Origin of the sequence: Streptomyces sp. NPDC057486, assembly GCF_042802415.1 — a bacterium.
GTDB lineage: Bacteria > Actinomycetota > Actinomycetes > Streptomycetales > Streptomycetaceae > Streptomyces > Streptomyces yanii.
Genome location: NZ_JBHVEE010000001.1, coordinates 1 through 20,968, shown reverse-complemented (window position 1 = coordinate 20,968; position 20,968 = coordinate 1). Strand labels below are relative to the sequence as shown.

Genomic DNA, 20,968 nt, shown 5'->3' with positions numbered 1-20,968 from the left:
CGATGAAGCAAGGCGTACAGAACCACTCCACAGGAGGACCCAGTGGCGAAGGCGAAGTTCGAGCGGACTAAGCCGCACGTCAACATCGGCACCATCGGTCACATTGACCACGGTAAGACGACCCTCACGGCCGCCATTACCAAGGTGCTGCACGACGCGTACCCGGACCTGAACGAGGCCTCGGCCTTCGACCAGATCGACAAGGCTCCCGAGGAGCGCCAGCGCGGTATCACGATCTCGATCGCGCACGTCGAGTACCAGACGGAGTCGCGTCACTACGCGCACGTCGACTGCCCGGGTCACGCCGACTACATCAAGAACATGATCACGGGTGCCGCGCAGATGGACGGCGCCATCCTCGTGGTCGCCGCCACCGACGGCCCGATGCCGCAGACCAAGGAGCACGTGCTCCTGGCCCGCCAGGTCGGCGTTCCGTACATCGTCGTCGCCCTGAACAAGGCCGACATGGTGGACGACGAGGAGATCCTGGAGCTCGTCGAGCTCGAGGTCCGTGAGCTCCTCTCCGAGTACGAGTTCCCGGGCGACGACCTGCCGGTCGTCAAGGTCTCGGCGCTCAAGGCTCTTGAGGGCGACAAGGAGTGGGGCCAGACCGTCCTCGACCTGATGAAGGCCGTCGACGAGTCGATCCCGCAGCCCGAGCGCGACGTCGACAAGCCGTTCCTGATGCCGATCGAGGACGTCTTCACGATCACCGGTCGTGGCACCGTCGTCACCGGTCGTATCGAGCGTGGTGTCCTGAAGGTCAACGAGACCGTCGACATCGTCGGTATCAAGCAGGAGAAGACCACCACCACGGTCACCGGCATCGAGATGTTCCGCAAGCTGCTCGACGAGGGCCAGGCCGGTGAGAACGTCGGTCTGCTCCTCCGTGGCATCAAGCGCGAGGACGTCGAGCGCGGCCAGGTCATCATCAAGCCCGGTTCGGTCACGCCGCACACCGAGTTCGAGGCCCAGGCCTACATCCTGTCGAAGGACGAGGGTGGCCGTCACACCCCGTTCTTCAACAACTACCGCCCGCAGTTCTACTTCCGTACCACGGACGTGACGGGCGTTGTGACCCTTCCCGAGGGCACCGAGATGGTCATGCCGGGCGACAACACCGTCATGAACGTCGTGCTGATCCAGCCGGTCGCCATGGAAGAGGGCCTGAAGTTCGCCATCCGTGAGGGTGGCCGGACCGTGGGCGCCGGCCAGGTCACCAAGATCGTCAAGTAATTACTTGATTGTCTGACCTGGTTGCTCCGCACAGAGCACCAAGAAGGGCCCCGGCCCGCCGCGCAAGCGGTGGACCGGGGCCCTTCGCCATGTCCCGGTGCGGCGTCACGGACGCCAGAACCAGGGGCGTGCGTCCGGCCCCAGCCCCACCACCGCCGGGCGCCCCCCGCCTTCCGCGTGGAGCGCGGGACCGTCGAGCGCCACCGCTCCCCGCGTGCGTACGGACAGCCCCGCGCCGGTTCGGAGCTGGATCAAGCCCTTCTCGGTGCGGCCCAGCAGCACCTGGCCGAACGGCGAACCGGCCACGGTCACCGGCCCGTACCCGTCGAAGTCGGTGCGTTCCTCCGCAGCCCCCGTGCGTACGACCGTCAGTGCGGCCCGCGCCGCCGCCCGGTACAGCAGCTCCACGGACCCGTCCGCGACGACCTGCGCGGCCGCCCCGTCGCCCGGCACCGGCGCCCCGTCGATCTGCGGATGGGCGGTCAGTTCGGCTCCCGGTGTCTCCTGCGTCCAGTGGTGCACCGTGTGATGCCCGGCGGCGAACACATGGACCAGGCCCTGTCCGTCCACCACGGCGCTCAGTCCGTCCTGGACCTCGCCGCCGCCTGTGTCCCGCCAGTCGCTCCACCGCCCGGACGGTTCCCGCACCCGCGTGCTCACGCCCTTGTCCGCGTTCCGTACGAAGAGATGGACCCGCCCGTCGGGCGCCGTCACCGCCACCGGGACACCGATCCTGCGGCCGCGGTCCTCGTCCCGCTCCGGGTTGCCCAGCCCCCGCCAGGCGCGGAAGGCGCCGCCCGGGGAGCTCTGTTCGAGGAGCACGATCTCCCGCTCGTCGGCCGCCCCGTGTCCACCGAGCGCCGCGAAGCGCAGCCCGAACAGCAGCTGCCTGCCGTCCGCCGTCGTCGCCCCGCCGAGCACCGGTGCCAGCGGTCCGCCGCCGAGATCGTCGGGATCGTCCCAGACCCCGCTGCCGGGTGCGCTCTCGCGCCACCGCACCGCCCGCAGTCCGAGGACTCCGTACGCGGTGAGCCGCCCGTCCGTTCCGGTGGCGAGGGTCGGGCGGGGGCCCGGGTAGCGGTAATGGGTGGAGCGGACCCAGCCCTTGCGGTTGGTCAGCGGCCTTTTGCCGCCCACGTTGTAGTCCCCGCAGCCCGCCACGTTCCCGCACCGCCAGTCGGCCTCGCCCCCGTACGGGACGAGGTGCGCCGCCTTCTCCTTCAGCACGCGGTACGGCAGGTTCTTCGGCCAGTGCCGGTTGTAGTAGCCGCGGTAAGCCGTGGTGACGAACCGCGGCACGGGCCCACCGCCGCCGGTGGCGCGGGCCACCCACCGGATCAGCGCCGCCCAGGTGAACGAGGCGGTCGCGGTGTGGTCGGGGTGGTCGGAGTAGCCGGGCTGCTCGCTGTCCCGGCGACGGACGGCCTCGGTGCTGTGCTGGATGTCAGGGTCCGGGTCCATGGTGTGGACGAGGGTCGGCCGGTAGTGGTCGAGGAGCCCGACGAGGACGTCGATCATCCTGTCGTACGTGTACCAGCCCACCCGTTTCAGCGGCGAGCCCACGGCGACGACGGTGGGCAGGCCGAGCTCCCGGTCGTGCCAGAGGCTGGGCAGGCCCAGCCTGCCGCGGCCGGTGTGCATCGCCGTATTGAGGAAGACCAGCTCGACCCGGCGTCCATGGTGCGTCAGGGTGTTGATCTCGGCCCGGAGCCCGTCCGCCGGCGCGATGACGGACTTCTGCCAGGCGGTGAACATCGGCAGCCCGAGCTGGATCGCGTACGACTGGCGCAGCCCCTGGTGCCTGGCGGACGAGTATGCGGCCTTGTCGGGGGCGGGCCGTGGCGCGCCGGGAATCCGGTTGAGGCCGATGGCCTCACCGGCGGTGAGGTACACACAGACCACCGGGGTCCCGGCGTCCAGAGCCTGCTGGGTGTCCGGGTTCATGAAGTACAGGTCGTCGTCCGGGTGGGCGAGGATCTGCATCAGCAGGGACTGCCGGGCGTCGCCGATCACCATTCCGGGCGTCGGATCCGCCATGGCGTCACTGCGCCGGGGAGCCGGTACGGAACAGGCGCCGACGCCCATCAGGGCGGCTGCGGCGGCGGCCGCCACGACGCTGCGCCGCCGCACCCCGGCGCCGCCCGGTCCCAGGCCGAATCGATCCGTCACGCCCTGTGCTCCGTCCGTCCACCCCGTCGAAGCGGCCGGTCAGTGCCGCTTCCCGCGGCAGATTAGACGGGGATCGGAGCGGTCGCGTTGCTTGTCGGGGCTACACGCCGGACCGGCGCACCATAAAGACATCGATCGGGTCCTCGCGCTCCAGGGTGAACCCGTGGCGTTCGTACAGCTGACGGGCGGCGCTGCCCCGGAGGACGTCCAGGCGGACGTCCACGCCCGCGGCGTCGGCGCGTTCCAGCAGGCCGCGCAGGACGGCGGTGCCGATCCCACGGCCCTGGAGTGCGGGGGAGAGGTAGAAGTTCTCCAGCCACCAGCCGCTCTCGTCCGGGCGCAGGGTGACGCAGCCGGCGAACACGCCGTCGGCGACCACGACGGAGGTGTGCTCCGGCGCGAAGATGTCCCGCAGCCGCTGCCGCACGCGATGCTCGTCGTAGCGGCCCAGGCGCTCCAGGTCGGGGCGCATGACAACGGCCCGGAGCTCCGCCATCTGCTCGACGTCGGCGGGGTCCGCGGGGCGCAGGGCCCAGCCCCGGTTCGTAAGCGCAGACATGGCGGGATTCTCTCAGGGCCGTTCGCGGCCGCTGTACGCCCGGGGCACCGCGCCCGGGCCAGGTCAGTGCAGGGTCGGCACGTCCCCGCCGTCGACGCGCGTGAGCGTGACCCCGGTGAGCCCCCGCAGTCGGCGCCCCGCGACCTCTTCGACCAGTGCGCGGTCCGGAGGGACCGGACCGAGGCCGATCGCGTAGCGGACCGGGTCCGTGCCGAAGGAGCGGGGCCAGGCGTGGGACTCGGGGGCCATGTCCGACAGGTCGCCGAGCAGGGCGCGCATGCGGCCGCGCACCCGGCCCTCGTCCGGTCCCGGGCGTACGGCCACGACGGCCCAGGCCGCGTGGCGGCGGTGCAGCGGCGGCGGCGACAGCAGCCCGGGGGCGCCCGTCTCCAGCAGTTCCCAGGCACGGAACAGCTCCTGGGTGAGCAGGTCGCGCATGCCCGGCGTGACCTGGTCGGTGCAGGAGCGTACGGGCTCCGACGGAGTCGTGATCGTGACCGGCAGTTCCGGTGTCCGCGGTCCTGCCGTACCCACCGGCACGCGCCAGTCCCAGGCCGCCCAGGTCGCGAAGAAGCGCCGCAGCAGCCCGTCGGGGGACAGGTCGTCCGCCCCGCGGACCGTACGGGCCGCCAGGACGGACCACGCCAGGCCGGGAAGTCCGCCGAACGGCGCCGAGTCCAGGCCGCGTGCCCTCGCCCACGCCTTGACCTCCCGGGCCAGTCGCGCGAAAGCCTCCTGCCGGTCGCCCGCCAGGGCGAGCACCGCCTCCGCGTCGCTCACCGCGCTGAGCGCGACCGCCGCCGCCTCGCCCAACTCCGCTCGGCGCTCGATCGCATCCGCCGGGTCCATCGGACCGGTGGGGACCACGACCAGGTCCACGCGCAGGCCGTCGACGTCCGTCCGCAGGCCGGGGACCCGTGCTCCGGCCACCTCCCGGACGTCCGCCGCGTCCGGCAGCACCGCCGCCAACCGGGCTCGTACAACGGCCAGTTCGGCATCGCCCGGCAGCGCCGCCACCAGATCCAGATCCGCGCCGGGCAGGGCGCAGTCCATGCGCCGGGAGCCGACGACGTGAACGACCCCGCCGGCCAGCGCCTCGCGGACGCGGCGTACGACACCGGTGGCGTCCGCGACCGGCCGGCCGGCCGAGGCCGGGCCGGGGTTCCCGTGTCCGGGGTTTCCGTGTCCGGGCGCGGGGGGCTCGTCCGCCGGCTGCGCGTCCGGTACCCAGCGCACCTCGCCCGTTCCCAGCGCCACCGTCGCCCGTACCCGCATCGGCTCGTCGCCGCGGCGCGACAGCAGCGCCAGCTCCCCGACCCGGACCGCCATCGGATCGAGCCGCCAACCGCACTCGGCGGCCAGGGCGTGCGGGTCCCTGGTCCGGCCCAGGCTGAGGTGCGGGGTGAATCCCCCGTGGTGGCCACGGCAGTTGGGGAACCGCCGTACGAGTTCCTCCCACAGGCCGGCCCACGGTTCCCCGCCCCCGGCCGCCGGGTCCAGCCACACCGTGGCCCCCTCGCGGTGCCCGAACCACTGCACACCCGCCAGCAGCGCGTCGAAGGGCGCACACCCGGCGGCAGCGGCGGCGAGCAGCGGCGCGGCCTGTTCGAAGGCGTACTCCGGGACGAAGCCGAAGAGCAGATTGACGTGCGGCGGCCAGCGGCGGATCTGCGGGTCGTGGTCCCGCCGGATCGCCTGCAGCGGCGGCCAGAGCTCCTGCGGCGGAATCCATGCCAGTGCCGTACGGGGCGTGGGCTTCACGTCCAGGGCCTCGGCGCTCTCCGCGTCCACAGGGGCCAGTTCGGTCAGCACGCCGTAGTGGTCGGAGATGTACAGGCCCTCGGCCGTGGGGATGTCGCCACGGAGTTCGGCGCGCCGCACCTGCAGTCCCTCCGCGCGCAGTAGTACCCGGTCCAGCCGGGACGCACGCCCGGTCAGCGAGGCGACGGAGGCCAGCGGATTGACGCGCGGGTCGAACGTCGGTGTCGCGTCATCCGGACCGTGGAGCTCGCTCCACGCGTCGCGCATTCCGAGCGTCGTGCCCGGTGCGTCGGTGCCGTCGTTGAAGTCGCCCATGAGGACGAGGTCACCGTCCAGGGATGCCAGCCCCTCGGCGATCCGGGCCAGCTCGGCGTTGCGCCGCTGTGTGCCGTTCTCCGAGTGGTCGCTGCTCAGGTGGGTCGCGGCTACCGTGACCGGCCCGGCGCCGGTCTCCGCGACGAGGGCCGCCACCGCCTTGTGCGGGCCGAGCTCGTGGTGACCGGCCTCCCGCACGGGCAGCCTGCTCGGCAGCAGCAGACCGCACGCGTCGACGTCCCGCGCCGCCGGTTCCGTCCCCAGGGTGTACGCCTCACGCACCCACGGCTCCCGCAGCAGCAGGGTGAGCAACTGCGGCTCGACCTCCTGGAGCGCGATGACATCGGCGTCGGCCTCGCGGAGCGCGGCGATCAGCAGCGGTCTGCGCGCGGCCGTGTCGATGCGGTCGGCGTCGTAGCGGTCCCACAGCGTGTTCCAGGTCAGTACGCGCAGCCGTCCCGCGGGCCCGGCGCCCCGGGGTGTCCGCGCAGGGACCCAGTCGGCGCCGTCCCAGGCGTACGGCGTGCGGGCGGTGAAGAACGGCGCCCGCAGCCTGCGTGCCTCCCGCACCCGCCCGGCGTCCGTGTCGTCGATCCGGTCGACGCCCGTGGTCCGGTCCCATACGACCTCGCCGTCGGCCTCGAAGAACAGCACCCGGTGCCAGGGGATGTCTCCGCCCGGCACGAACATGGGCAGCGGGACCCGCTCGGGCGGAGCCCCGCGCTGGCTGACGCCGACGACGAAGCGGGCCGGATCGAAGCGGGCGTCCCAGCGCACCCGGTGGTAGATCTCCTCGCTGGTGCGCACGGCTATGCCTCCTCCTCGATCATCCCGCTCGCCCCGATGTACCAGGTGCGGTGCGCCTGGCCCGGGTACGGCGGGGCGAAGCGGTGCAACTGGGTGGCGAGAACGCCGGGCGGCACCGGGTGCTCGCGTCCCGCGTTGCGCCGGGTCAGCTCGTCCTCGTCGACGAGCATCACGGCGTGGGTGACGAGTGCGTCCCGGCGCCGGGCGACGGAGCGCACCAGGGAACGCTGCTGCTGATTGAGTGAGGTCGCGTCCCACACCACGGTCCCGCCGGCGGCCAGCGCGGTGTCCAGCCGGTCGAGTCCGGTGCGCAGGACATCCGCGTTGGCCCTCTGGTCGGCGCGGGAGCCGCGGGCCGCGCGCAGCTCGTCGAGGCAGATGCGGGTGTCCACCCCGGCCAGCTCCCGTGCGAACGTGCTCTTGCCGCTGCCTGACGGGCCGACCATCTGGATCAGCTTCGGGAAGGCGCCCGACCGCCACCGCCAGGTGGCCGCGACCGCTTCCCCGGTCGTGCGGATGCGTCCGAGCGCGTACGCCTCGCGTGCCTCGGCCAGGCAGCGGACCGAGGCGTCGGTGTCCAGCCCGGCGAACTGCTCATGCAGCCCGGCGAGCGGTCCGGCGTCCTGCGCGTGCAGCGCGGACCACTCCACCTGATCGCGCGCCTCGTCGTCCCGGGCGGTCGCGCGTGCGACGGCGTGGAGGACGCCCAGGTCGGCGGCGTACGACAGCCGCACCAGACCGGCGCGCCGCTCCTCGTCCGGGTAGGGCCGGTGCAGGGCCGGATGCAGCCCGACGAGGTCGGCGACGCGCCTGGCCAGCGGCATGCCCAGCGCCGGGGCGAGCTTCGGCGCGAGCCACGACCGCCGGCTGCCGTGCAGCAGCGCAGCCAGTACGCCGGAGAGCCGGACGTCCCCCGACTGCCCGACGGTCAGCCGGCCGAGGGCATCCGCGTCCCCGCCGGGCACATCCAGCGCGGCGGCCAGTGCCTGCGCGTCGGCGCCTGCGCCCGAACGCACCGCCCACAGCGGCGCCTGCGGGCCCAGACCGTTCGCGACGACGGCCGCGTGCATCCAGTGCGTACCGGTGCGTACATGGTGGGGTCTGACCCACTTCGCGACCCGCCGCGCGAAGTCGTCGTCGGCGAATCCATCGACGGTCCGGACGACGTACCCCTCCTGGCGGTCCCGGTCGACGCCGAGCGCCCGCAGCGCCCGCTCGTCGAACGTGCCCCGCCACAGCACCCTGGGCACGGGGATGCCGAGTGCGCGCAGACAGCTCACCGTCTCGTCCCAGTCGAGGCAGCGCCCGTCCGCCTCCCACACGGAGAAGCCGTAGAAGTAGCTGTCCAGGTCCTCGTACGCGATCGAGTGCCGGGCGTACATGTTCTCGCCGCACACTCGTCGGCCCGTGGGGATCGCGTGCCCGATCCGGCCCTGCAGGGCCTTGACCCAGGTCCTGGACGGGTGAGGCGCCGAATCCGGCGAACGGGCGTGCAGACCGTCGGCGTACAGAGTGGTGTTCTCGCCGTCGAGCTTCTCGGTGACGACGACCTCGCGGCCACGGAACCCGCCCAGGCCGGTCACCCGTACATCGTCCGTGGTCACCCCTGGGGACCATGGCAGATGCGGTGTCCGTGGATAGTGCGTACGCATGACGGTCGAGGCCCCCGTGTCGATGACGTGGTCAGCGTAGGAGGGTGGGGGAGCGGCGTTCCAGCGGATATTCCTCGCGCTGTTCTCCCGGTTCCCCGCCGCCGCGTCGCGGGGCCTCGGACGAGCCGCGGTTTGACACGCAACACCCGCGGGGTAATCTCTTCGGCCGGATTGGCCAGGCTCCCGCCGCGTATGGCACACTGACCAGGTTGCTCGGTTGAGTGTCAATGCTGCGCGCCTCCCGCCGGGAGGACCGGAAGCGAGTCCCACAGTACTCGTCGGCCCCATGAGGGCCGGACGTACGGGAATCTTTCGGGAAGCGTAAGTGGGGCGCCGACCAGGCACCCGGTGGGTGTTCCACCCCCGACGCTCTTCATTGAGCACAGCGCGGTCCACGGCCCGCACCCCCTTGGTTGGGAAATCCTTCGGGAGATCTGCGTAGAGGGGATGCGACACGCCCGACCGCGTGGGTCGGAGGAGGAGTTACCAGAACCCCCGGGTTCCAGAGCGTTAACGAGAGACAGGACTACTAGTAGCCATGGCGGGACAGAAGATCCGCATCCGGCTCAAGGCCTACGACCACGAGGTCATCGACTCCTCGGCGAAGAAGATCGTCGAGACGGTGACCCGCACTGGTGCGTCGGTCGCGGGCCCGGTGCCGCTGCCCACTGAGAAGAACGTGTACTGCGTCATCAAGTCGCCGCACAAGTACAAGGACTCGCGCGAGCACTTCGAGATGCGCACGCACAAGCGCCTCATCGACATCCTCGACCCCACGCCGAAGACGGTTGACTCGCTGATGCGTCTCGACCTGCCGGCCGGCGTCGACATCGAGATCAAGCTCTGAGGTGACGCGCGAGATGGCTAAGAACATTAAGGGCGTCCTGGGCGAGAAGCTCGGCATGACCCAGGTCTGGGACGAGAACAACCGGGTCGTCCCGGTGACCGTCGTCAAGGCCGGGCCCTGCGTCGTCACCCAGGTCCGCACCAACGACAGCGACGGCTACGAGTCGGTCCAGATCGCCTTCGGCGAGATCGACCCGCGCAAGGTGAACAAGCCCCTCAAGGGCCACTTCGCCAAGGCCGACGTGACCCCGCGCCGCCACCTGGTGGAGCTCCGCACCCCTGACGCCAGCGAGTACACGCTGGGCCAGGAGGTCACTGCCGCAGTGTTCGAGTCCGGCGTCAAGGTTGACGTCACGGGCAAGAGCAAGGGCAAGGGCTTCGCCGGTGTGATGAAGCGTCACAACTTCAAGGGTGGCAAGGCGTCCCACGGTGCCCACCGTGTGCACCGTATGCCCGGCTCCATCGGTGGCTGTGCCACCCCCGGCCGCGTCTTCAAGGGCATGCGCATGGCGGGTCGCATGGGCAACGAGCGTGTCACCACCCAGAACCTGACCATCCACGCGGTTGACGCGGAGAAGGGTCTGCTCCTCATCAAGGGCGCAGTCCCCGGTCCGAACGGCGGCCTCGTCCTGGTCCGTACCGCGGCCAAGGGGGCTTGAGGTAATGAGCACCATTGACATCCTTTCGCCGGCAGGCGACAAGGCCGGTACCGTCGAGCTCCCCGCGGAGATCTTCGACGCGAAGACCAGCGTTCCGCTGATCCACCAGGTCGTTGTCGCTCAGCTGGCTGCTGCCCGTCAGGGCACGCACAAGACCAAGCGTCGTGGCGAAGTCCGTGGTGGTGGCCGCAAGCCGTACCGCCAGAAGGGCACCGGCCGCGCCCGCCAGGGTTCGACCCGCGCGCCGCAGTTCGTCGGCGGTGGCGTCGTCCACGGCCCGCAGCCGCGCGACTACTCGCAGCGCACCCCGAAGAAGATGAAGGCCGCCGCCCTGCGCGGTGCCCTCTCCGACCGGGCACGCCACTCCCGTATCCACGTCGTCACCGGCGTGGTCGACGGTGCAGTCTCCACGAAGGCCGCCAAGACGCTGTTCGGCAAGATCTCGGAGCGCAAGAACCTGCTCCTGGTCGTCGAGCGCGCCGACGAGGCCGCGTGGCTGTCCGCCCGCAACCTGCCCCAGGTGCACATCCTGGAGCCGGGCCAGCTCAACACGTACGACGTGATCGTCTCCGACGACGTGGTCTTCACTCAGGCCGCCCTCGAGTCCTTCGTGTCTGGCCCCAAGGCCGATGAGACCGAAGGGAGCGACGCCTGATGAGCGAGGCGACCGTAACCAGCAAGACCTTCACGGACCCGCGCGACGTTCTCGTCAAGCCGGTCGTTTCCGAGAAGAGCTACGCGCTGCTCGACGAGAACAAGTACACGTTCATCGTCGCGCCCGGCTCCAACAAGACCCAGATCAAGCAGGCCGTGGAAGCGGTCTTCTCGGTCAAGGTCACCGGGGTCAACACGATCAACCGGCAGGGTAAGCGCAAGCGCACCAAGACCGGTTTCGGCAAGCGCGCCGACACGAAGCGCGCCATCGTGACCCTCGCCGAGGGCGACCGTATCGACATCTTCGGCGGTCCGACCGCCTAAGGGCGGTCTGGATCGTCCGGAATCGGACGAGGACTGAGAAATGGGTATCCGCAAGTACAAGCCGACGACCCCGGGCCGTCGTGGCTCCAGCGTCGCCGACTTTGTCGAGATCACGCGGTCCACGCCGGAGAAGTCGCTGGTCCGCCCCCTGCACAGCAAGGGCGGCCGTAACAACGCCGGTCGTGTGACCGTTCGCCACCAGGGCGGTGGCCACAAGCGCGCCTACCGAGTGATCGACTTCCGTCGTCACGACAAGGACGGCGTGCCGGCCAAGGTCGCGCACATCGAGTACGACCCGAACCGCACCGCGCGCATCGCGCTCCTGCACTACGCGGACGGCGAGAAGCGCTACATCATCGCGCCGCGTGGACTGACGCAGGGCGACCGGGTCGAGAACGGCCCGACGGCCGACATCAAGCCCGGTAACAACCTGGCGCTGCGCAACATCCCGGTCGGTACGACCATCCACGCCATCGAGCTGCGGCCCGGCGGCGGCGCGAAGTTCGCCCGTTCCGCGGGTGCCTCCGTGCAGCTGCTGGCGAAGGAGGGCACCATGGCCCACCTTCGTATGCCGTCGGGTGAGATCCGCCTGGTCGACGCCCGCTGCCGCGCCACGATCGGCGAGGTCGGCAACGCCGAGCAGTCGAACATCAACTGGGGCAAGGCCGGCCGCATGCGCTGGAAGGGCGTTCGCCCGACCGTCCGCGGTGTCGCGATGAACCCGGTTGACCACCCGCACGGTGGTGGTGAGGGCAAGACCTCCGGTGGTCGCCACCCGGTCTCGCCGTGGGGTCAGAAGGAGGGTCGTACTCGCTCGCCGAAGAAGGCATCGAGCAAGTACATCGTCCGCCGCCGCAAGACGAACAAGAAGCGCTAGGAGCGGGTTTAGATGCCGCGCAGTCTCAAGAAGGGGCCCTTCGTCGACGGCCACCTCATCAAGAAGGTGGACGTACAGAACGAGGCAGGCACCAAGAACGTCATCAAGACCTGGTCCCGTCGCTCGATGATCGTCCCGGCCATGCTGGGTCACACCATCGCGGTGCACAACGGCAAGATCCACGTCCCGGTGTTCGTCACCGAGTCGATGGTCGGCCACAAGCTCGGCGAGTTCTCGCCGACTCGCACCTTCCGCGGCCACGTCAAGGACGACCGGAAGTCGAAGCGCCGCTAATCGCGGGGTGGAACGACTATGACTTACACCGAAGGGACAACCATGGAAGCCAGGGCCCAGGCGCGGTACATCCGCGTCACGCCCATGAAGGCCCGCCGCGTGGTGGACCTCATCCGTGGCATGGACGCCACGGAGGCTCAGGCGGTCCTGCGTTTCGCCCCGCAGGCCGCGAGCGTGCCGGTTGGCAAGGTGCTGGACAGCGCCATTGCCAACGCCGCACACAACTACGACCACACCGACGCCTCTTCGCTGGTCATCAGCGAGGCGTACGTGGACGAGGGCCCGACCCTGAAGCGGTTCCGTCCGCGTGCTCAGGGCCGTGCCTACCGGATCCGTAAGCGGACCAGCCACATCACCGTGGTCGTCAGCAGCAAGGAAGGAACCCGGTAATGGGCCAGAAGGTAAACCCGCACGGGTTCCGGCTCGGCATTACCACGGACTTCAAGTCCCGTTGGTACGCCGACAAGCTGTACAAGGACTACGTCAAGGAAGACGTCGCCATTCGTCGCATGATGACGAAGGGCATGGAGCGGGCCGGTATCTCGAAGGTCGAGATCGAGCGCACCCGCGACCGCGTCCGCGTTGACATCCACACCGCCCGCCCGGGCATCGTCATCGGTCGCCGTGGCGCCGAGGCCGACCGCATCCGTGGCGAGCTGGAGAAGCTGACCGGCAAGCAGGTCCAGCTGAACATCCTCGAGGTCAAGAACCCCGAGGTGGACGCTCAGCTGGTGGCCCAGGCCGTCGCCGAGCAGCTCTCCTCCCGCGTCTCCTTCCGTCGTGCGATGCGCAAGAGCATGCAGAGCTCGATGAAGGCCGGCGCCAAGGGCATCAAGATCCAGTGCGGTGGCCGCCTCGGCGGCGCCGAGATGTCCCGCTCGGAGTTCTACCGCGAGGGCCGTGTGCCCCTGCACACGCTCCGCGCGAACGTCGACTACGGCTTCTTCGAGGCCAAGACGACCTTCGGCCGCATCGGTGTGAAGGTCTGGATCTACAAGGGCGACGTCAAGAACATCGCCGAGGTCCGCGCCGAGAACGCTGCTGCCCGCGCAGGCAACCGCCCGGCCCGTGGCGGCGCTGACCGTCCGGCCGGCCGCGGTGGCCGCGGTGGCGAGCGTGGCGGTCGCGGTCGTAAGCCGCAGCAGTCCGCGCCGGCAGCCGAGGCCCCCAAGGCCGACGCTCCCGCCGCCGCTGCTCCGGCTGAGAGCACCGGAACGGAGGCCTGACCGAAATGCTGATCCCCCGTAGGGTCAAGCACCGCAAGCAGCACCACCCGAAGCGCAGCGGTATGTCCAAGGGTGGCACGCAGGTTGCGTTCGGCGAGTACGGCATCCAGGCGCTGACCCCGGCGTACGTGACGAACCGCCAGATCGAGGCAGCTCGTATCGCGATGACCCGCCACATCAAGCGTGGCGGCAAGGTCTGGATCAACATCTACCCGGACCGTCCCCTCACCAAGAAGCCTGCCGAGACCCGCATGGGTTCCGGTAAGGGTTCTCCCGAGTGGTGGATCGCGAACATCAAGCCGGGTCGGGTGATGTTCGAGCTGTCCTACCCGAACGAGAAGATTGCTCGTGAGGCGCTCACCCGCGCTGCTCACAAGCTTCCGATGAAGTGCCGCATCGTTCGGCGCGAGGCAGGTGAGGCGTGATGTCGGCCGGAACCAAGGCGTCCGAGCTGCGCGAGCTGGGCAACGAGGAGCTGCTCAACAAGCTCCGCGAGGCCAAGGAAGAGCTGTTCAACCTCCGCTTCCAGGCGGCGACCGGGCAGCTCGAGAACCACGGTCGGCTCAAGTCCGTCCGTAAGGACATCGCCCGGATCTACACCCTGATGCGCGAGCGCGAGCTGGGCATCGAGACGGTGGAGAGCGTCTGATGAGCGAGAAGACTGTGACTGAGACGAACACCGACCGCGGTTTCCGCAAGACCCGTGAGGGTCTCGTCGTCAGCGACAAGATGGACAAGACTGTCGTCGTCGCTGTCGAGGACCGCGTGAAGCACGCCCTGTACGGCAAGGTCATCCGCCGTACGAACAAGCTGAAGGCTCACGACGAGCAGAACGCTGCGGGCGTCGGCGACCGTGTCCTCCTCATGGAGACCCGGCCGCTGTCTGCGACGAAGCGCTGGCGCGTCGTCGAGATCCTCGAGAAGGCCAAGTAATTCCTGAGGGGCATTCCCCTCAGGCAAGTTCCGCCAGGCTCGGTGGGGTTCGACCCGTTCAGGGTTCGAACCCCACCGGGAACCGGCAGACGATCAGGAGATAGACGTGATCCAGCAGGAGTCGCGACTTCGCGTCGCCGACAACACGGGTGCGAAGGAAATCCTCACCATCCGTGTTCTCGGTGGTTCGGGTCGCCGCTACGCGGGCATCGGTGACGTCATCGTCGCCACCGTCAAGGACGCGATCCCCGGTGGCAACGTGAAGAAGGGTGACGTCGTCAAGGCCGTCATCGTTCGCACCGTCAAGGAGCGTCGTCGTCAGGATGGCTCGTACATCCGCTTCGACGAGAACGCCGCCGTCATTCTGAAGAACGACGGCGACCCCCGCGGCACCCGTATCTTCGGCCCGGTGGGCCGTGAGCTGCGCGAGAAGAAGTTCATGAAGATCATCTCGCTCGCGCCGGAGGTGCTGTAAGCATGAAGATCAAGAAGGGCGACCTGGTTCAGGTCATCACCGGTAAGGACAAGGGCAAGCAGGGCAAGGTCATCGTTGCCTACCCTGCTCAGGACCGCGTCCTCGTCGAGGGTGTCAACCGGGTCAAGAAGCACACCAAGGCCGGTCAGACGGCTCGCGGTTCGCAGACCGGCGGCATCGTCACCACTGAGGCCCCGATTCACGTCAGCAACGTTCAGCTGGTTGTGGAGAAGGACGGCAAGAAGGTCGTCACCCGCGTCGGCTACCGCTTTGACGACGAGGGCAACAAGATCCGCGTTGCCAAGCGGACCGGTGAGGACATCTGATGACTGCCACCACTGCGCCGCGTCTCAAGACGCGCTACCGCGAGGAAATCGCCGGCAAGCTGCGTGAGGAGTTCTCGTACGAGAACGTCATGCAGATTCCCGGTCTGGTCAAGATCGTGGTCAACATGGGTGTGGGCGACGCCGCCCGCGACTCCAAGCTGATCGATGGCGCCGTGCGCGACCTCACCACGATCACGGGCCAGAAGCCGGCCGTCACCAAGGCCCGCAAGTCCATCGCGCAGTTCAAGCTGCGCGAGGGTCAGCCGATCGGCTGCCACGTCACCCTCCGCGGTGACCGGATGTGGGAGTTCCTGGACCGTACGCTGTCGCTCGCGCTGCCGCGTATCCGTGACTTCCGTGGCCTGTCGCCGAAGCAGTTCGACGGCCGTGGCAACTACACCTTCGGTCTCACGGAGCAGGTCATGTTCCACGAGATCGACCAGGACAAGATCGACCGGGTCCGGGGCATGGACATCACCGTGGTCACCACGGCGACCAATGACGACGAGGGTCGTGCCCTCCTTCGTCACCTCGGCTTCCCGTTCAAGGAGAACTGACCGTGGCGAAGAAGGCTCTGATCGCTAAGGCCGCCCGCAAGCCGAAGTTCGGCGTCCGCGGGTACACCCGCTGCCAGCGCTGCGGCCGGCCCCACTCCGTCTACCGCAAGTTCGGCCTGTGCCGCGTGTGCCTTCGTGAGATGGCTCACCGTGGCGAGCTGCCGGGCGTGACCAAGAGTTCCTGGTAAATCTCCTTCGCCCTCTGGGCGTTGGGACTACCCGGAAGCTCTCGGTAAGCATCTGGTCGGCAGGAGTCCGGCTCTTCATGCCGTAGGCTTGAAGGGTTGGGCGCCTGCCGCCCTGGACCGACTTACTACGCCGTAGGTCCCCGCACCGCACCCGTCCCGCCACTGAGTGGGGAGAGGGATGGCGCATACAGGAAACCCCGGCGAGAGAGGCCGAAGGCCAATTCATGACCATGACTGATCCCATCGCAGACATGCTCACGCGTCTGCGTAACGCGAACTCGGCATACCACGACTCCGTCGTGATGCCGCACAGCAAGATCAAGTCGCACATCGCGGAGATCCTCCAGCAGGAGGGCTTCATCACCGGCTGGAAGGTCGAGGACGCCGAGGTCGGCAAGAACCTCGTCCTCGAGCTGAAGTTCGGCCCGAACCGCGAGCGTTCGATCGCCGGCATCAAGCGCATTTCGAAGCCGGGTCTGCGTGTCTACGCAAAGTCCACCAACCTGCCGAAGGTCCTCGGCGGCCTGGGCGTGGCGATCATCTCCACGTCCCACGGTCTCCTGACCGGCCAGCAGGCTCAGAAGAAGGGCGTAGGTGGGGAAGTCCTCGCCTACGTCTGGTAGTCGGGAACGGAGGAATAGCTCATGTCGCGAATCGGCAAGCTCCCCATCCAGGTTCCCGCCGGTGTGGACGTCACCATCGATGGCCGCACGGTCGCGGTGAAGGGCCCCAAGGGCACCCTCACCCACACCGTCGCGTCGCCGATCGAGGTCACCAAGGGTGAGGACGGCGTCCTGAACGTCGTCCGCCCGAACGACGAGCGTCAGAACAAGGCCCTCCACGGCCTGTCCCGCACGCTGGTGGCGAACATGATCACCGGTGTGACCCAGGGATACACCAAGGCGCTCGAGATCAGTGGTGTCGGTTACCGCGTCCAGGCGAAGGGCTCCAACCTGGAGTTCGCCCTGGGCTACAGCCACCCGATCCTGATCGAGGCCCCGGAGGGCATCACCTTCAAGGTGGAGTCCCCCACGAAGTTCTCCGTCGAGGGCATCGACAAGCAGAAGGTCGGCGAGACCGCGGCCAAGATCCGCAAGCTGCGGAAGCCTGACCCGTACAAGGCCAAGGGCGTCAAGTACGCCGGCGAGGTCATCCGCCGCAAGGTCGGAAAGGCTGGTAAGTAGCCATGGCATACGGCGTGAAGATCGCCAAGGGCGACGCCTACAAGCGTGCCGCCCTCAAGCGTCGCCACATCCGCGTCCGCAAGCACATCTCCGGTTCGCCGGAGCGTCCGCGCTTGGTCGTGACGCGTTCCAACCGCCACATGGTCGCTCAGGTCATCGACGACATCGCGGGCCACACGCTCGCGTCGGCGTCGACCCTGGACGTGTCCATCCGTGGTGGCGAGGGTGACAAGAGCGCCCAGGCCAAGCAGGTCGGCGCCCTGGTCGCTGAGCGTGCCAAGGCCGCAGGCGTCGAGGCCGTCGTGTTTGACCGCGGTGGCAACCAGTACGCCGGGCGGATTGCCGCTCTGGCTGACGCCGCCCGTGAAGCCGGGCTGAAGTTCTAAGCCCCGGTTCCTACGCACAGCGGACGTAACAGAGAGAGGTAAATCCAATGGCTGGACCCCAGCGCCGCGGAAGCGGTGCCGGTGGCGGCGAGCGGCGGGACCGGAAGGGCCGTGACGGCGGCGCAGCTGCCGCCGAGAAGACCGCGTACGTTGAGCGCGTTGTCGCGATCAACCGCGTCGCCAAGGTTGTGAAGGGTGGTCGTCGCTTCAGCTTCACCGCGCTGGTCGTGGTGGGCGATGGTGACGGCACCGTCGGTGTCGGTTACGGCAAGGCCAAGGAAGTTCCCGCGGCCATTGCCAAGGGCGTGGAAGAAGCCAAGAAGAACTTCTTCAAGGTTCCGCGTATCCAGGGCACCATTCCTCACCCGATCCAGGGCGAGAAGGCTGCGGGCGTCGTCCTGCTGAAGCCTGCTTCCCCCGGTACCGGTGTTATCGCCGGTGGCCCGGTGCGCGCCGTTCTGGAGTGCGCCGGCGTTCACGACATCCTGTCGAAGTCGCTCGGCTCCGACAACGCGATCAACATCGTGCACGCGACCGTGGAGGCCCTCAAGGGCCTGCAGCGTCCCGAGGAGATCGCGGCTCGCCGTGGTCTGCCGCTCGAGGACGTCGCCCCCGCGGCTCTGCTTCGTGCACGTGCGGGAGCGGGTGCGTAATGGCTCGCCTCAAGATCACGCAGACGAAGTCGTACATCGGCAGCAAGCAGAACCACCGCGACACCCTGCGTTCGCTCGGGCTCAAGCGCCTGAACGACGTGGTTGTCAAGGAGGACCGTCCCGAGTTCCGCGGCATGGCTCACACCGTCCGCCACCTCGTGACGGTTGAGGAGGTCGACTGACATGGCGGAGAACAACCCGCTGAAGGCACACGACCTCCGGCCTGCCCCGGGCGCCAAGACCGCCAAGACCCGTGTGGGTCGTGGTGAGGCGTCCAAGGGTAAGACCGCCGGTCGTGGTACCAAGGGCACGAAGGCCCGCTACCAGGTTCCGGAGCGCTTCGAGGGTGGCCAGATGCCCCTCCACATGCGTCTCCCGAAGCTCAAGGGCTTCAAGAACCCGTTCCGCACCGAGTACCAGGTCGTGAACCTGGACAAGCTCGCGACGCTCTACCCCGAGGGTGGAGAGGTCACCGTGGCCGACCTGGTCGCCAAGGGTGCGGTGCGCAACAACCACCTCGTCAAGGTCCTCGGACAGGGCGAGATCTCCGTGGCGCTGCAGGTTTCGGTTGACGCCGTCTCCGGCTCCGCCAAGGAGAAGATTGCCGCCGCCGGCGGCACCGTCACTGAGCTCGTCTGAGACAACTCGGACAACTCGATGGCTTGAACATCCGACCGGGGATGCCTCTTATTTGGGGCATCCCCGGTTGGTCGTTCCTAGGTGGGCATGGTCGCCGGTAAGGTGGCGTGCATTGTTGCTGTGGTAACCCCTGGGCGCATGCCCGGGAATCTTTGACTCTTTCGTATTTGTCGATCCTCAAGACCGTCACCTCTCGCTCTGCGCGGGGGTCGCAGGAGGCACCGTGCTCACCGCGTTCGCCCGGGCGTTCAAGACGCCCGACCTGCGCAAGAAGCTGCTCTTCACGCTCGGCATCATCGTGCTCTACCGGCTCGGGGCGCACATCCCGGTACCGGGAGTGAGCTACGAGAACGTCCAGACCTGTGTTGACCAGGCAAGTAAGGGCAACAACAGCCTCTTCGGCCTGGTGAACATGTTCAGCGGTGGTGCACTGCTGCAGATCACGATCTTCGCGCTCGGCATCATGCCGTACATCACGGCCAGCATCATCCTTCAGCTGCTGACCGTGGTCATTCCCCGACTCGAGGCGCTCAAGAAGGAGGGGCAGTCCGGCCAGGCCAAGATCACGCAGTACACGCGTTATCTGACCGTCGCACTCGCCATCCTCCAGGGCACCGGCCTGGTGGCCACCGCCACCAGCGGCGCGCTGTTCAGCGGTTGCCCGGTCGCCGACCAGATCGTGCCGAACCACTCGATCTTCACGACCGTCGTCATGGTGATCACTATGACCGCGGGCACCGCTGCCGTCATGTGGCTCGGTGAGCTCATCACCGACCGCGGCATCGGCAACGGCATGTCGATCCTGATGTTCATCTCGATCGCCGCCAGCTTCCCCGGCGCCCTGTGGGCCATCAAGCAGAGCGGCAAGCTGGCGGACGGCTGGATCGAATTCGGCACCGTCATCCTGGTCGGCTTCGTCATGGTGGCCCTGGTGGTCTTCGTCGAGCAGGCCCAGCGCCGTATCCCGGTGCAGTACGCGAAGCGCATGATCGGCCGCAGGTCGTACGGTGGTACGTCCACGTACATCCCGCTGAAGGTGAACCAGGCGGGTGTGATTCCCGTCATCTTCGCTTCTTCGCTGCTCTACATTCCGGCCCTGGTCGTCCAGTTCTCCAACTCCACTGCGGGCTGGGCCACATGGATCAAGGACCACTTCGTCAAGGGTGACCACCCGTACTACATCACGGCGTACTTCCTGTTGATCGTCTTCTTCGCCTTCTTCTATGTGGCGATTTCGTTCAACCCCGAGGAAGTCGCCGACAACATGAAGAAGTATGGTGGCTTCATCCCGGGTATCCGGGCTGGTCGACCTACTGCCGAGTACCTGAGCTACGTGCTGAACAGGATCACTTGGCCGGGCTCGCTGTACCTGGGTCTGATCGCTCTCGTGCCGACGATGGCGTTGGCAGGCTTCGGTGGCGCTAACCAGAACTTCCCGTTCGGCGGGACGAGCATCCTCATCATCGTGGGTGTGGGTCTGGAGACCGTGAAGCAGATTGAGAGTCAGCTCCAGCAGCGCAATTACGAAGGGTTCCTCCGCTGATGCGAATCGTCCTCGTCGGACCGCCCGGTGCCGGCAAGGGAACGCAGGCTGCGTACCTTGCCAAGAACCTGTCGATTCCGCACATCTCCACGGGCGATCTCTTCCGCGCCAACATCAGCCAGGGCACTGACCTTGGCAAGCAGGCCCGCGCCTACATGGACGCGGGGCAGCTGGTGCCGGACGAGGTCACCATTGCGATGGCCAAGGACCGCATGTCCCAGCCGGACGCCGTGAACGGCTTCCTGCTCGACGGCTTCCCGCGCAACGTGGGCCAGGCCGAGGCTCTCGACGAGATACTCAAGGGCGAGGGCGTGACGCTGGACGCGGTTCTCGACCTGGAGGTCCCCGAGGACGAGGTCGTCAAGCGCATCGCGGGGCGGCGTATCTGCCGCAACGACAGCGCGCATGTCTTCCACGTGACGTACAACCCGCCGAAGACCGAGGGTGTCTGCGACACCTGCGACGGCGAGCTGTACCAGCGCGACGACGACACCGAGGAAACGGTCCGCACGCGGCTCGAGGTCTACCACACCCAGACCGAGCCGATCATCGACTACTACCGGGCCCAGGGCCTGGTGGTCACGATCTCGGCGCTCGGCAAGGTCGAGGACGTGACCAAGCGGTCGATGGATGCCCTCAAGAAGGACCGCGAGGACTGAGGAACACCCCGTAATACCTGTACAGACGGCCGCGGCGTCCTTGGGC

28 protein-coding genes are annotated in these 20,968 nt (G+C 68.3%); 24 read left to right on the top strand and 4 right to left on the bottom strand.

Features of this window, described 5'->3' with window-relative positions:
* The first annotated feature begins 42 nt into the window (after positions 1-42).
* The gene (gene tuf, locus ACFU6I_RS00140; protein ID WP_266358734.1) at positions 43-1,236 is read left to right on the top strand and encodes an elongation factor Tu; all 1,194 of its coding nucleotides are present in this window, start codon (positions 43-45) and stop codon (positions 1,234-1,236) included.
* A gap of 105 nt (positions 1,237-1,341) precedes the next feature.
* Here the strand turns inward: tuf and ACFU6I_RS00135 are convergent, their stop codons facing one another.
* From ACFU6I_RS00135 to ACFU6I_RS00120, 4 genes are all read right to left on the bottom strand, one after another.
* The gene (locus tag ACFU6I_RS00135) at positions 1,342-3,321 is read right to left on the bottom strand and encodes a PIG-L family deacetylase (protein WP_384360197.1); all 1,980 of its coding nucleotides are present in this window, start codon (positions 3,319-3,321) and stop codon (positions 1,342-1,344) included.
* 184 nt (positions 3,322-3,505) lie between these two features.
* On the bottom strand, positions 3,506-3,964 hold the full coding sequence (locus ACFU6I_RS00130; RefSeq protein WP_384359775.1) for a GNAT family N-acetyltransferase: 459 nt from the start codon (positions 3,962-3,964) through the stop codon (positions 3,506-3,508).
* A gap of 63 nt (positions 3,965-4,027) precedes the next feature.
* The gene (locus ACFU6I_RS00125) at positions 4,028-6,847 is read right to left on the bottom strand and encodes a poly(A) polymerase (RefSeq protein WP_384359773.1); all 2,820 of its coding nucleotides are present in this window, start codon (positions 6,845-6,847) and stop codon (positions 4,028-4,030) included.
* A gap of 2 nt (positions 6,848-6,849) precedes the next feature.
* Positions 6,850-8,499, bottom strand: coding sequence for an RNA ligase family protein (locus ACFU6I_RS00120; protein WP_384359771.1), 1,650 nt, complete (start codon positions 8,497-8,499; stop codon positions 6,850-6,852).
* Positions 8,500-9,037: 538 nt separating this feature from the next.
* On the opposite strand from ACFU6I_RS00120, the gene rpsJ reads away from it, so the two are divergent.
* From rpsJ to ACFU6I_RS00005, 23 genes are all read left to right on the top strand, one after another.
* Entirely contained in the window at positions 9,038-9,346 is a 309-nt protein-coding gene (rpsJ, locus tag ACFU6I_RS00115; RefSeq protein WP_003948644.1) for a 30S ribosomal protein S10, read from the top strand.
* 13 nt (positions 9,347-9,359) lie between these two features.
* Complete coding sequence (rplC, locus tag ACFU6I_RS00110) at positions 9,360-10,004, top strand: 50S ribosomal protein L3 (protein WP_030914132.1); 645 nt, start codon at positions 9,360-9,362, stop codon at positions 10,002-10,004.
* Positions 10,005-10,008: 4 nt separating this feature from the next.
* Positions 10,009-10,659 carry a 50S ribosomal protein L4 gene (gene rplD, locus ACFU6I_RS00105; protein WP_266982601.1) on the top strand — a complete coding sequence of 217 codons (651 nt, stop codon included), beginning with the start codon at positions 10,009-10,011 and terminating at the stop codon, positions 10,657-10,659.
* Positions 10,659-10,982: a 50S ribosomal protein L23 gene (rplW, locus tag ACFU6I_RS00100; protein ID WP_030914135.1), complete on the top strand. Its 324-nt coding sequence runs from the start codon at positions 10,659-10,661 to the stop codon at positions 10,980-10,982. The genes rplD and rplW overlap by 1 nt, the downstream gene beginning before the upstream one ends.
* A gap of 40 nt (positions 10,983-11,022) precedes the next feature.
* Complete coding sequence (rplB, locus tag ACFU6I_RS00095; protein ID WP_266982598.1) at positions 11,023-11,859, top strand: 50S ribosomal protein L2; 837 nt, start codon at positions 11,023-11,025, stop codon at positions 11,857-11,859.
* A gap of 12 nt (positions 11,860-11,871) precedes the next feature.
* A complete protein-coding gene (rpsS, locus tag ACFU6I_RS00090; protein ID WP_003966956.1) occupies positions 11,872-12,153 on the top strand; it encodes a 30S ribosomal protein S19 in 282 nt (93 codons plus the stop codon).
* A gap of 42 nt (positions 12,154-12,195) precedes the next feature.
* Positions 12,196-12,543 (top strand): 50S ribosomal protein L22, encoded by a 348-nt coding sequence (gene rplV / locus ACFU6I_RS00085; RefSeq protein WP_004571827.1) that lies wholly within the window; start codon positions 12,196-12,198, stop codon positions 12,541-12,543.
* Positions 12,543-13,379, top strand: coding sequence for a 30S ribosomal protein S3 (rpsC, locus tag ACFU6I_RS00080; RefSeq protein WP_037688007.1), 837 nt, complete (start codon positions 12,543-12,545; stop codon positions 13,377-13,379). The genes rplV and rpsC overlap by 1 nt, the downstream gene beginning before the upstream one ends.
* Positions 13,380-13,384: 5 nt before the next feature.
* Positions 13,385-13,804: a 50S ribosomal protein L16 gene (gene rplP, locus ACFU6I_RS00075; RefSeq protein ID WP_362619220.1), complete on the top strand. Its 420-nt coding sequence runs from the start codon at positions 13,385-13,387 to the stop codon at positions 13,802-13,804.
* Positions 13,804-14,028, top strand: a complete 225-nt coding sequence (gene rpmC / locus ACFU6I_RS00070) for a 50S ribosomal protein L29 (RefSeq protein WP_014047786.1) — start codon at positions 13,804-13,806, stop codon at positions 14,026-14,028. The genes rplP and rpmC overlap by 1 nt, the downstream gene beginning before the upstream one ends.
* Positions 14,028-14,312, top strand: a complete 285-nt coding sequence (rpsQ, locus tag ACFU6I_RS00065) for a 30S ribosomal protein S17 (protein ID WP_030977953.1) — start codon at positions 14,028-14,030, stop codon at positions 14,310-14,312. Before rpmC ends, rpsQ begins: the two co-directional genes overlap by 1 nt.
* Positions 14,313-14,418: 106 nt before the next feature.
* Positions 14,419-14,787, top strand: a complete 369-nt coding sequence (gene rplN, locus ACFU6I_RS00060; RefSeq protein WP_003966950.1) for a 50S ribosomal protein L14 — start codon at positions 14,419-14,421, stop codon at positions 14,785-14,787.
* Between the two features lie 2 nt (positions 14,788-14,789).
* A complete protein-coding gene (rplX, locus tag ACFU6I_RS00055; protein ID WP_073786786.1) occupies positions 14,790-15,113 on the top strand; it encodes a 50S ribosomal protein L24 in 324 nt (107 codons plus the stop codon).
* The gene (gene rplE / locus ACFU6I_RS00050; RefSeq protein ID WP_037688009.1) at positions 15,113-15,670 is read left to right on the top strand and encodes a 50S ribosomal protein L5; all 558 of its coding nucleotides are present in this window, start codon (positions 15,113-15,115) and stop codon (positions 15,668-15,670) included. Before rplX ends, rplE begins: the two co-directional genes overlap by 1 nt.
* Before the next feature lie 2 nt (positions 15,671-15,672).
* Positions 15,673-15,858, top strand: coding sequence for a type Z 30S ribosomal protein S14 (locus ACFU6I_RS00045; protein WP_003948630.1), 186 nt, complete (start codon positions 15,673-15,675; stop codon positions 15,856-15,858).
* Positions 15,859-16,082: 224 nt separating this feature from the next.
* Complete coding sequence (gene rpsH, locus ACFU6I_RS00040; protein ID WP_005313538.1) at positions 16,083-16,481, top strand: 30S ribosomal protein S8; 399 nt, start codon at positions 16,083-16,085, stop codon at positions 16,479-16,481.
* Between the two features lie 21 nt (positions 16,482-16,502).
* Positions 16,503-17,042, top strand: coding sequence for a 50S ribosomal protein L6 (gene rplF, locus ACFU6I_RS00035; RefSeq protein WP_093897252.1), 540 nt, complete (start codon positions 16,503-16,505; stop codon positions 17,040-17,042).
* Between the two features lie 2 nt (positions 17,043-17,044).
* Positions 17,045-17,428, top strand: a complete 384-nt coding sequence (rplR, locus tag ACFU6I_RS00030; protein WP_030914149.1) for a 50S ribosomal protein L18 — start codon at positions 17,045-17,047, stop codon at positions 17,426-17,428.
* 47 nt (positions 17,429-17,475) lie between these two features.
* The gene (gene rpsE / locus ACFU6I_RS00025) at positions 17,476-18,081 is read left to right on the top strand and encodes a 30S ribosomal protein S5 (RefSeq protein WP_072485533.1); all 606 of its coding nucleotides are present in this window, start codon (positions 17,476-17,478) and stop codon (positions 18,079-18,081) included.
* Positions 18,081-18,263: a 50S ribosomal protein L30 gene (rpmD, locus tag ACFU6I_RS00020; RefSeq protein WP_030914154.1), complete on the top strand. Its 183-nt coding sequence runs from the start codon at positions 18,081-18,083 to the stop codon at positions 18,261-18,263. The genes rpsE and rpmD overlap by 1 nt, the downstream gene beginning before the upstream one ends.
* 1 nt (position 18,264) lies before the next feature.
* Positions 18,265-18,720 carry a 50S ribosomal protein L15 gene (rplO, locus tag ACFU6I_RS00015; protein WP_037688017.1) on the top strand — a complete coding sequence of 152 codons (456 nt, stop codon included), beginning with the start codon at positions 18,265-18,267 and terminating at the stop codon, positions 18,718-18,720.
* A gap of 223 nt (positions 18,721-18,943) precedes the next feature.
* On the top strand, positions 18,944-20,263 hold the full coding sequence (gene secY, locus ACFU6I_RS00010) for a preprotein translocase subunit SecY (RefSeq protein WP_345514965.1): 1,320 nt from the start codon (positions 18,944-18,946) through the stop codon (positions 20,261-20,263).
* A complete protein-coding gene (locus tag ACFU6I_RS00005; RefSeq protein ID WP_384359768.1) occupies positions 20,263-20,922 on the top strand; it encodes an adenylate kinase in 660 nt (219 codons plus the stop codon). Before secY ends, ACFU6I_RS00005 begins: the two co-directional genes overlap by 1 nt.
* Positions 20,923-20,968: the final 46 nt, after the last annotated feature.

Excerpts from the sequence above, each read along its gene's own strand:
- rpsE (WP_072485533.1), top strand. The coding sequence starts at position 17,476 with ATGGCTGGACCCCAGCGCCGCGGAAGCGGTGCCGGTGGCGGCGAGCGG.
- rplF (WP_093897252.1), top strand. The coding sequence starts at position 16,503 with ATGTCGCGAATCGGCAAGCTCCCCATCCAGGTTCCCGCCGGTGTGGAC.
- ACFU6I_RS00120 (WP_384359771.1), bottom strand. The coding sequence starts at position 8,499 with ATGCGTACGCACTATCCACGGACACCGCATCTGCCATGGTCCCCAGGG.
- rplO (WP_037688017.1), top strand. The coding sequence starts at position 18,265 with ATGGCGGAGAACAACCCGCTGAAGGCACACGACCTCCGGCCTGCCCCG.
- rpmD (WP_030914154.1), top strand. The coding sequence starts at position 18,081 with ATGGCTCGCCTCAAGATCACGCAGACGAAGTCGTACATCGGCAGCAAG.
- rpsJ (WP_003948644.1), top strand. The coding sequence starts at position 9,038 with ATGGCGGGACAGAAGATCCGCATCCGGCTCAAGGCCTACGACCACGAG.
- rplV (WP_004571827.1), top strand. The coding sequence starts at position 12,196 with ATGGAAGCCAGGGCCCAGGCGCGGTACATCCGCGTCACGCCCATGAAG.
- ACFU6I_RS00135 (WP_384360197.1), bottom strand. The coding sequence starts at position 3,321 with ATGGGCGTCGGCGCCTGTTCCGTACCGGCTCCCCGGCGCAGTGACGCC.
- rpsQ (WP_030977953.1), top strand. The coding sequence starts at position 14,028 with ATGAGCGAGAAGACTGTGACTGAGACGAACACCGACCGCGGTTTCCGC.
- rpmC (WP_014047786.1), top strand. The coding sequence starts at position 13,804 with ATGTCGGCCGGAACCAAGGCGTCCGAGCTGCGCGAGCTGGGCAACGAG.
- rplE (WP_037688009.1), top strand. The coding sequence starts at position 15,113 with ATGACTGCCACCACTGCGCCGCGTCTCAAGACGCGCTACCGCGAGGAA.
- rplX (WP_073786786.1), top strand. The coding sequence starts at position 14,790 with ATGAAGATCAAGAAGGGCGACCTGGTTCAGGTCATCACCGGTAAGGAC.
- rplR (WP_030914149.1), top strand. The coding sequence starts at position 17,045 with ATGGCATACGGCGTGAAGATCGCCAAGGGCGACGCCTACAAGCGTGCC.
- rplW (WP_030914135.1), top strand. The coding sequence starts at position 10,659 with ATGAGCGAGGCGACCGTAACCAGCAAGACCTTCACGGACCCGCGCGAC.
- rpsH (WP_005313538.1), top strand. The coding sequence starts at position 16,083 with ATGACCATGACTGATCCCATCGCAGACATGCTCACGCGTCTGCGTAAC.
- rplD (WP_266982601.1), top strand. The coding sequence starts at position 10,009 with ATGAGCACCATTGACATCCTTTCGCCGGCAGGCGACAAGGCCGGTACC.
- rplB (WP_266982598.1), top strand. The coding sequence starts at position 11,023 with ATGGGTATCCGCAAGTACAAGCCGACGACCCCGGGCCGTCGTGGCTCC.
- rplC (WP_030914132.1), top strand. The coding sequence starts at position 9,360 with ATGGCTAAGAACATTAAGGGCGTCCTGGGCGAGAAGCTCGGCATGACC.
- rpsC (WP_037688007.1), top strand. The coding sequence starts at position 12,543 with ATGGGCCAGAAGGTAAACCCGCACGGGTTCCGGCTCGGCATTACCACG.
- rplP (WP_362619220.1), top strand. The coding sequence starts at position 13,385 with ATGCTGATCCCCCGTAGGGTCAAGCACCGCAAGCAGCACCACCCGAAG.
- ACFU6I_RS00130 (WP_384359775.1), bottom strand. The coding sequence starts at position 3,964 with ATGTCTGCGCTTACGAACCGGGGCTGGGCCCTGCGCCCCGCGGACCCC.
- rpsS (WP_003966956.1), top strand. The coding sequence starts at position 11,872 with ATGCCGCGCAGTCTCAAGAAGGGGCCCTTCGTCGACGGCCACCTCATC.
- ACFU6I_RS00005 (WP_384359768.1), top strand. The coding sequence starts at position 20,263 with ATGCGAATCGTCCTCGTCGGACCGCCCGGTGCCGGCAAGGGAACGCAG.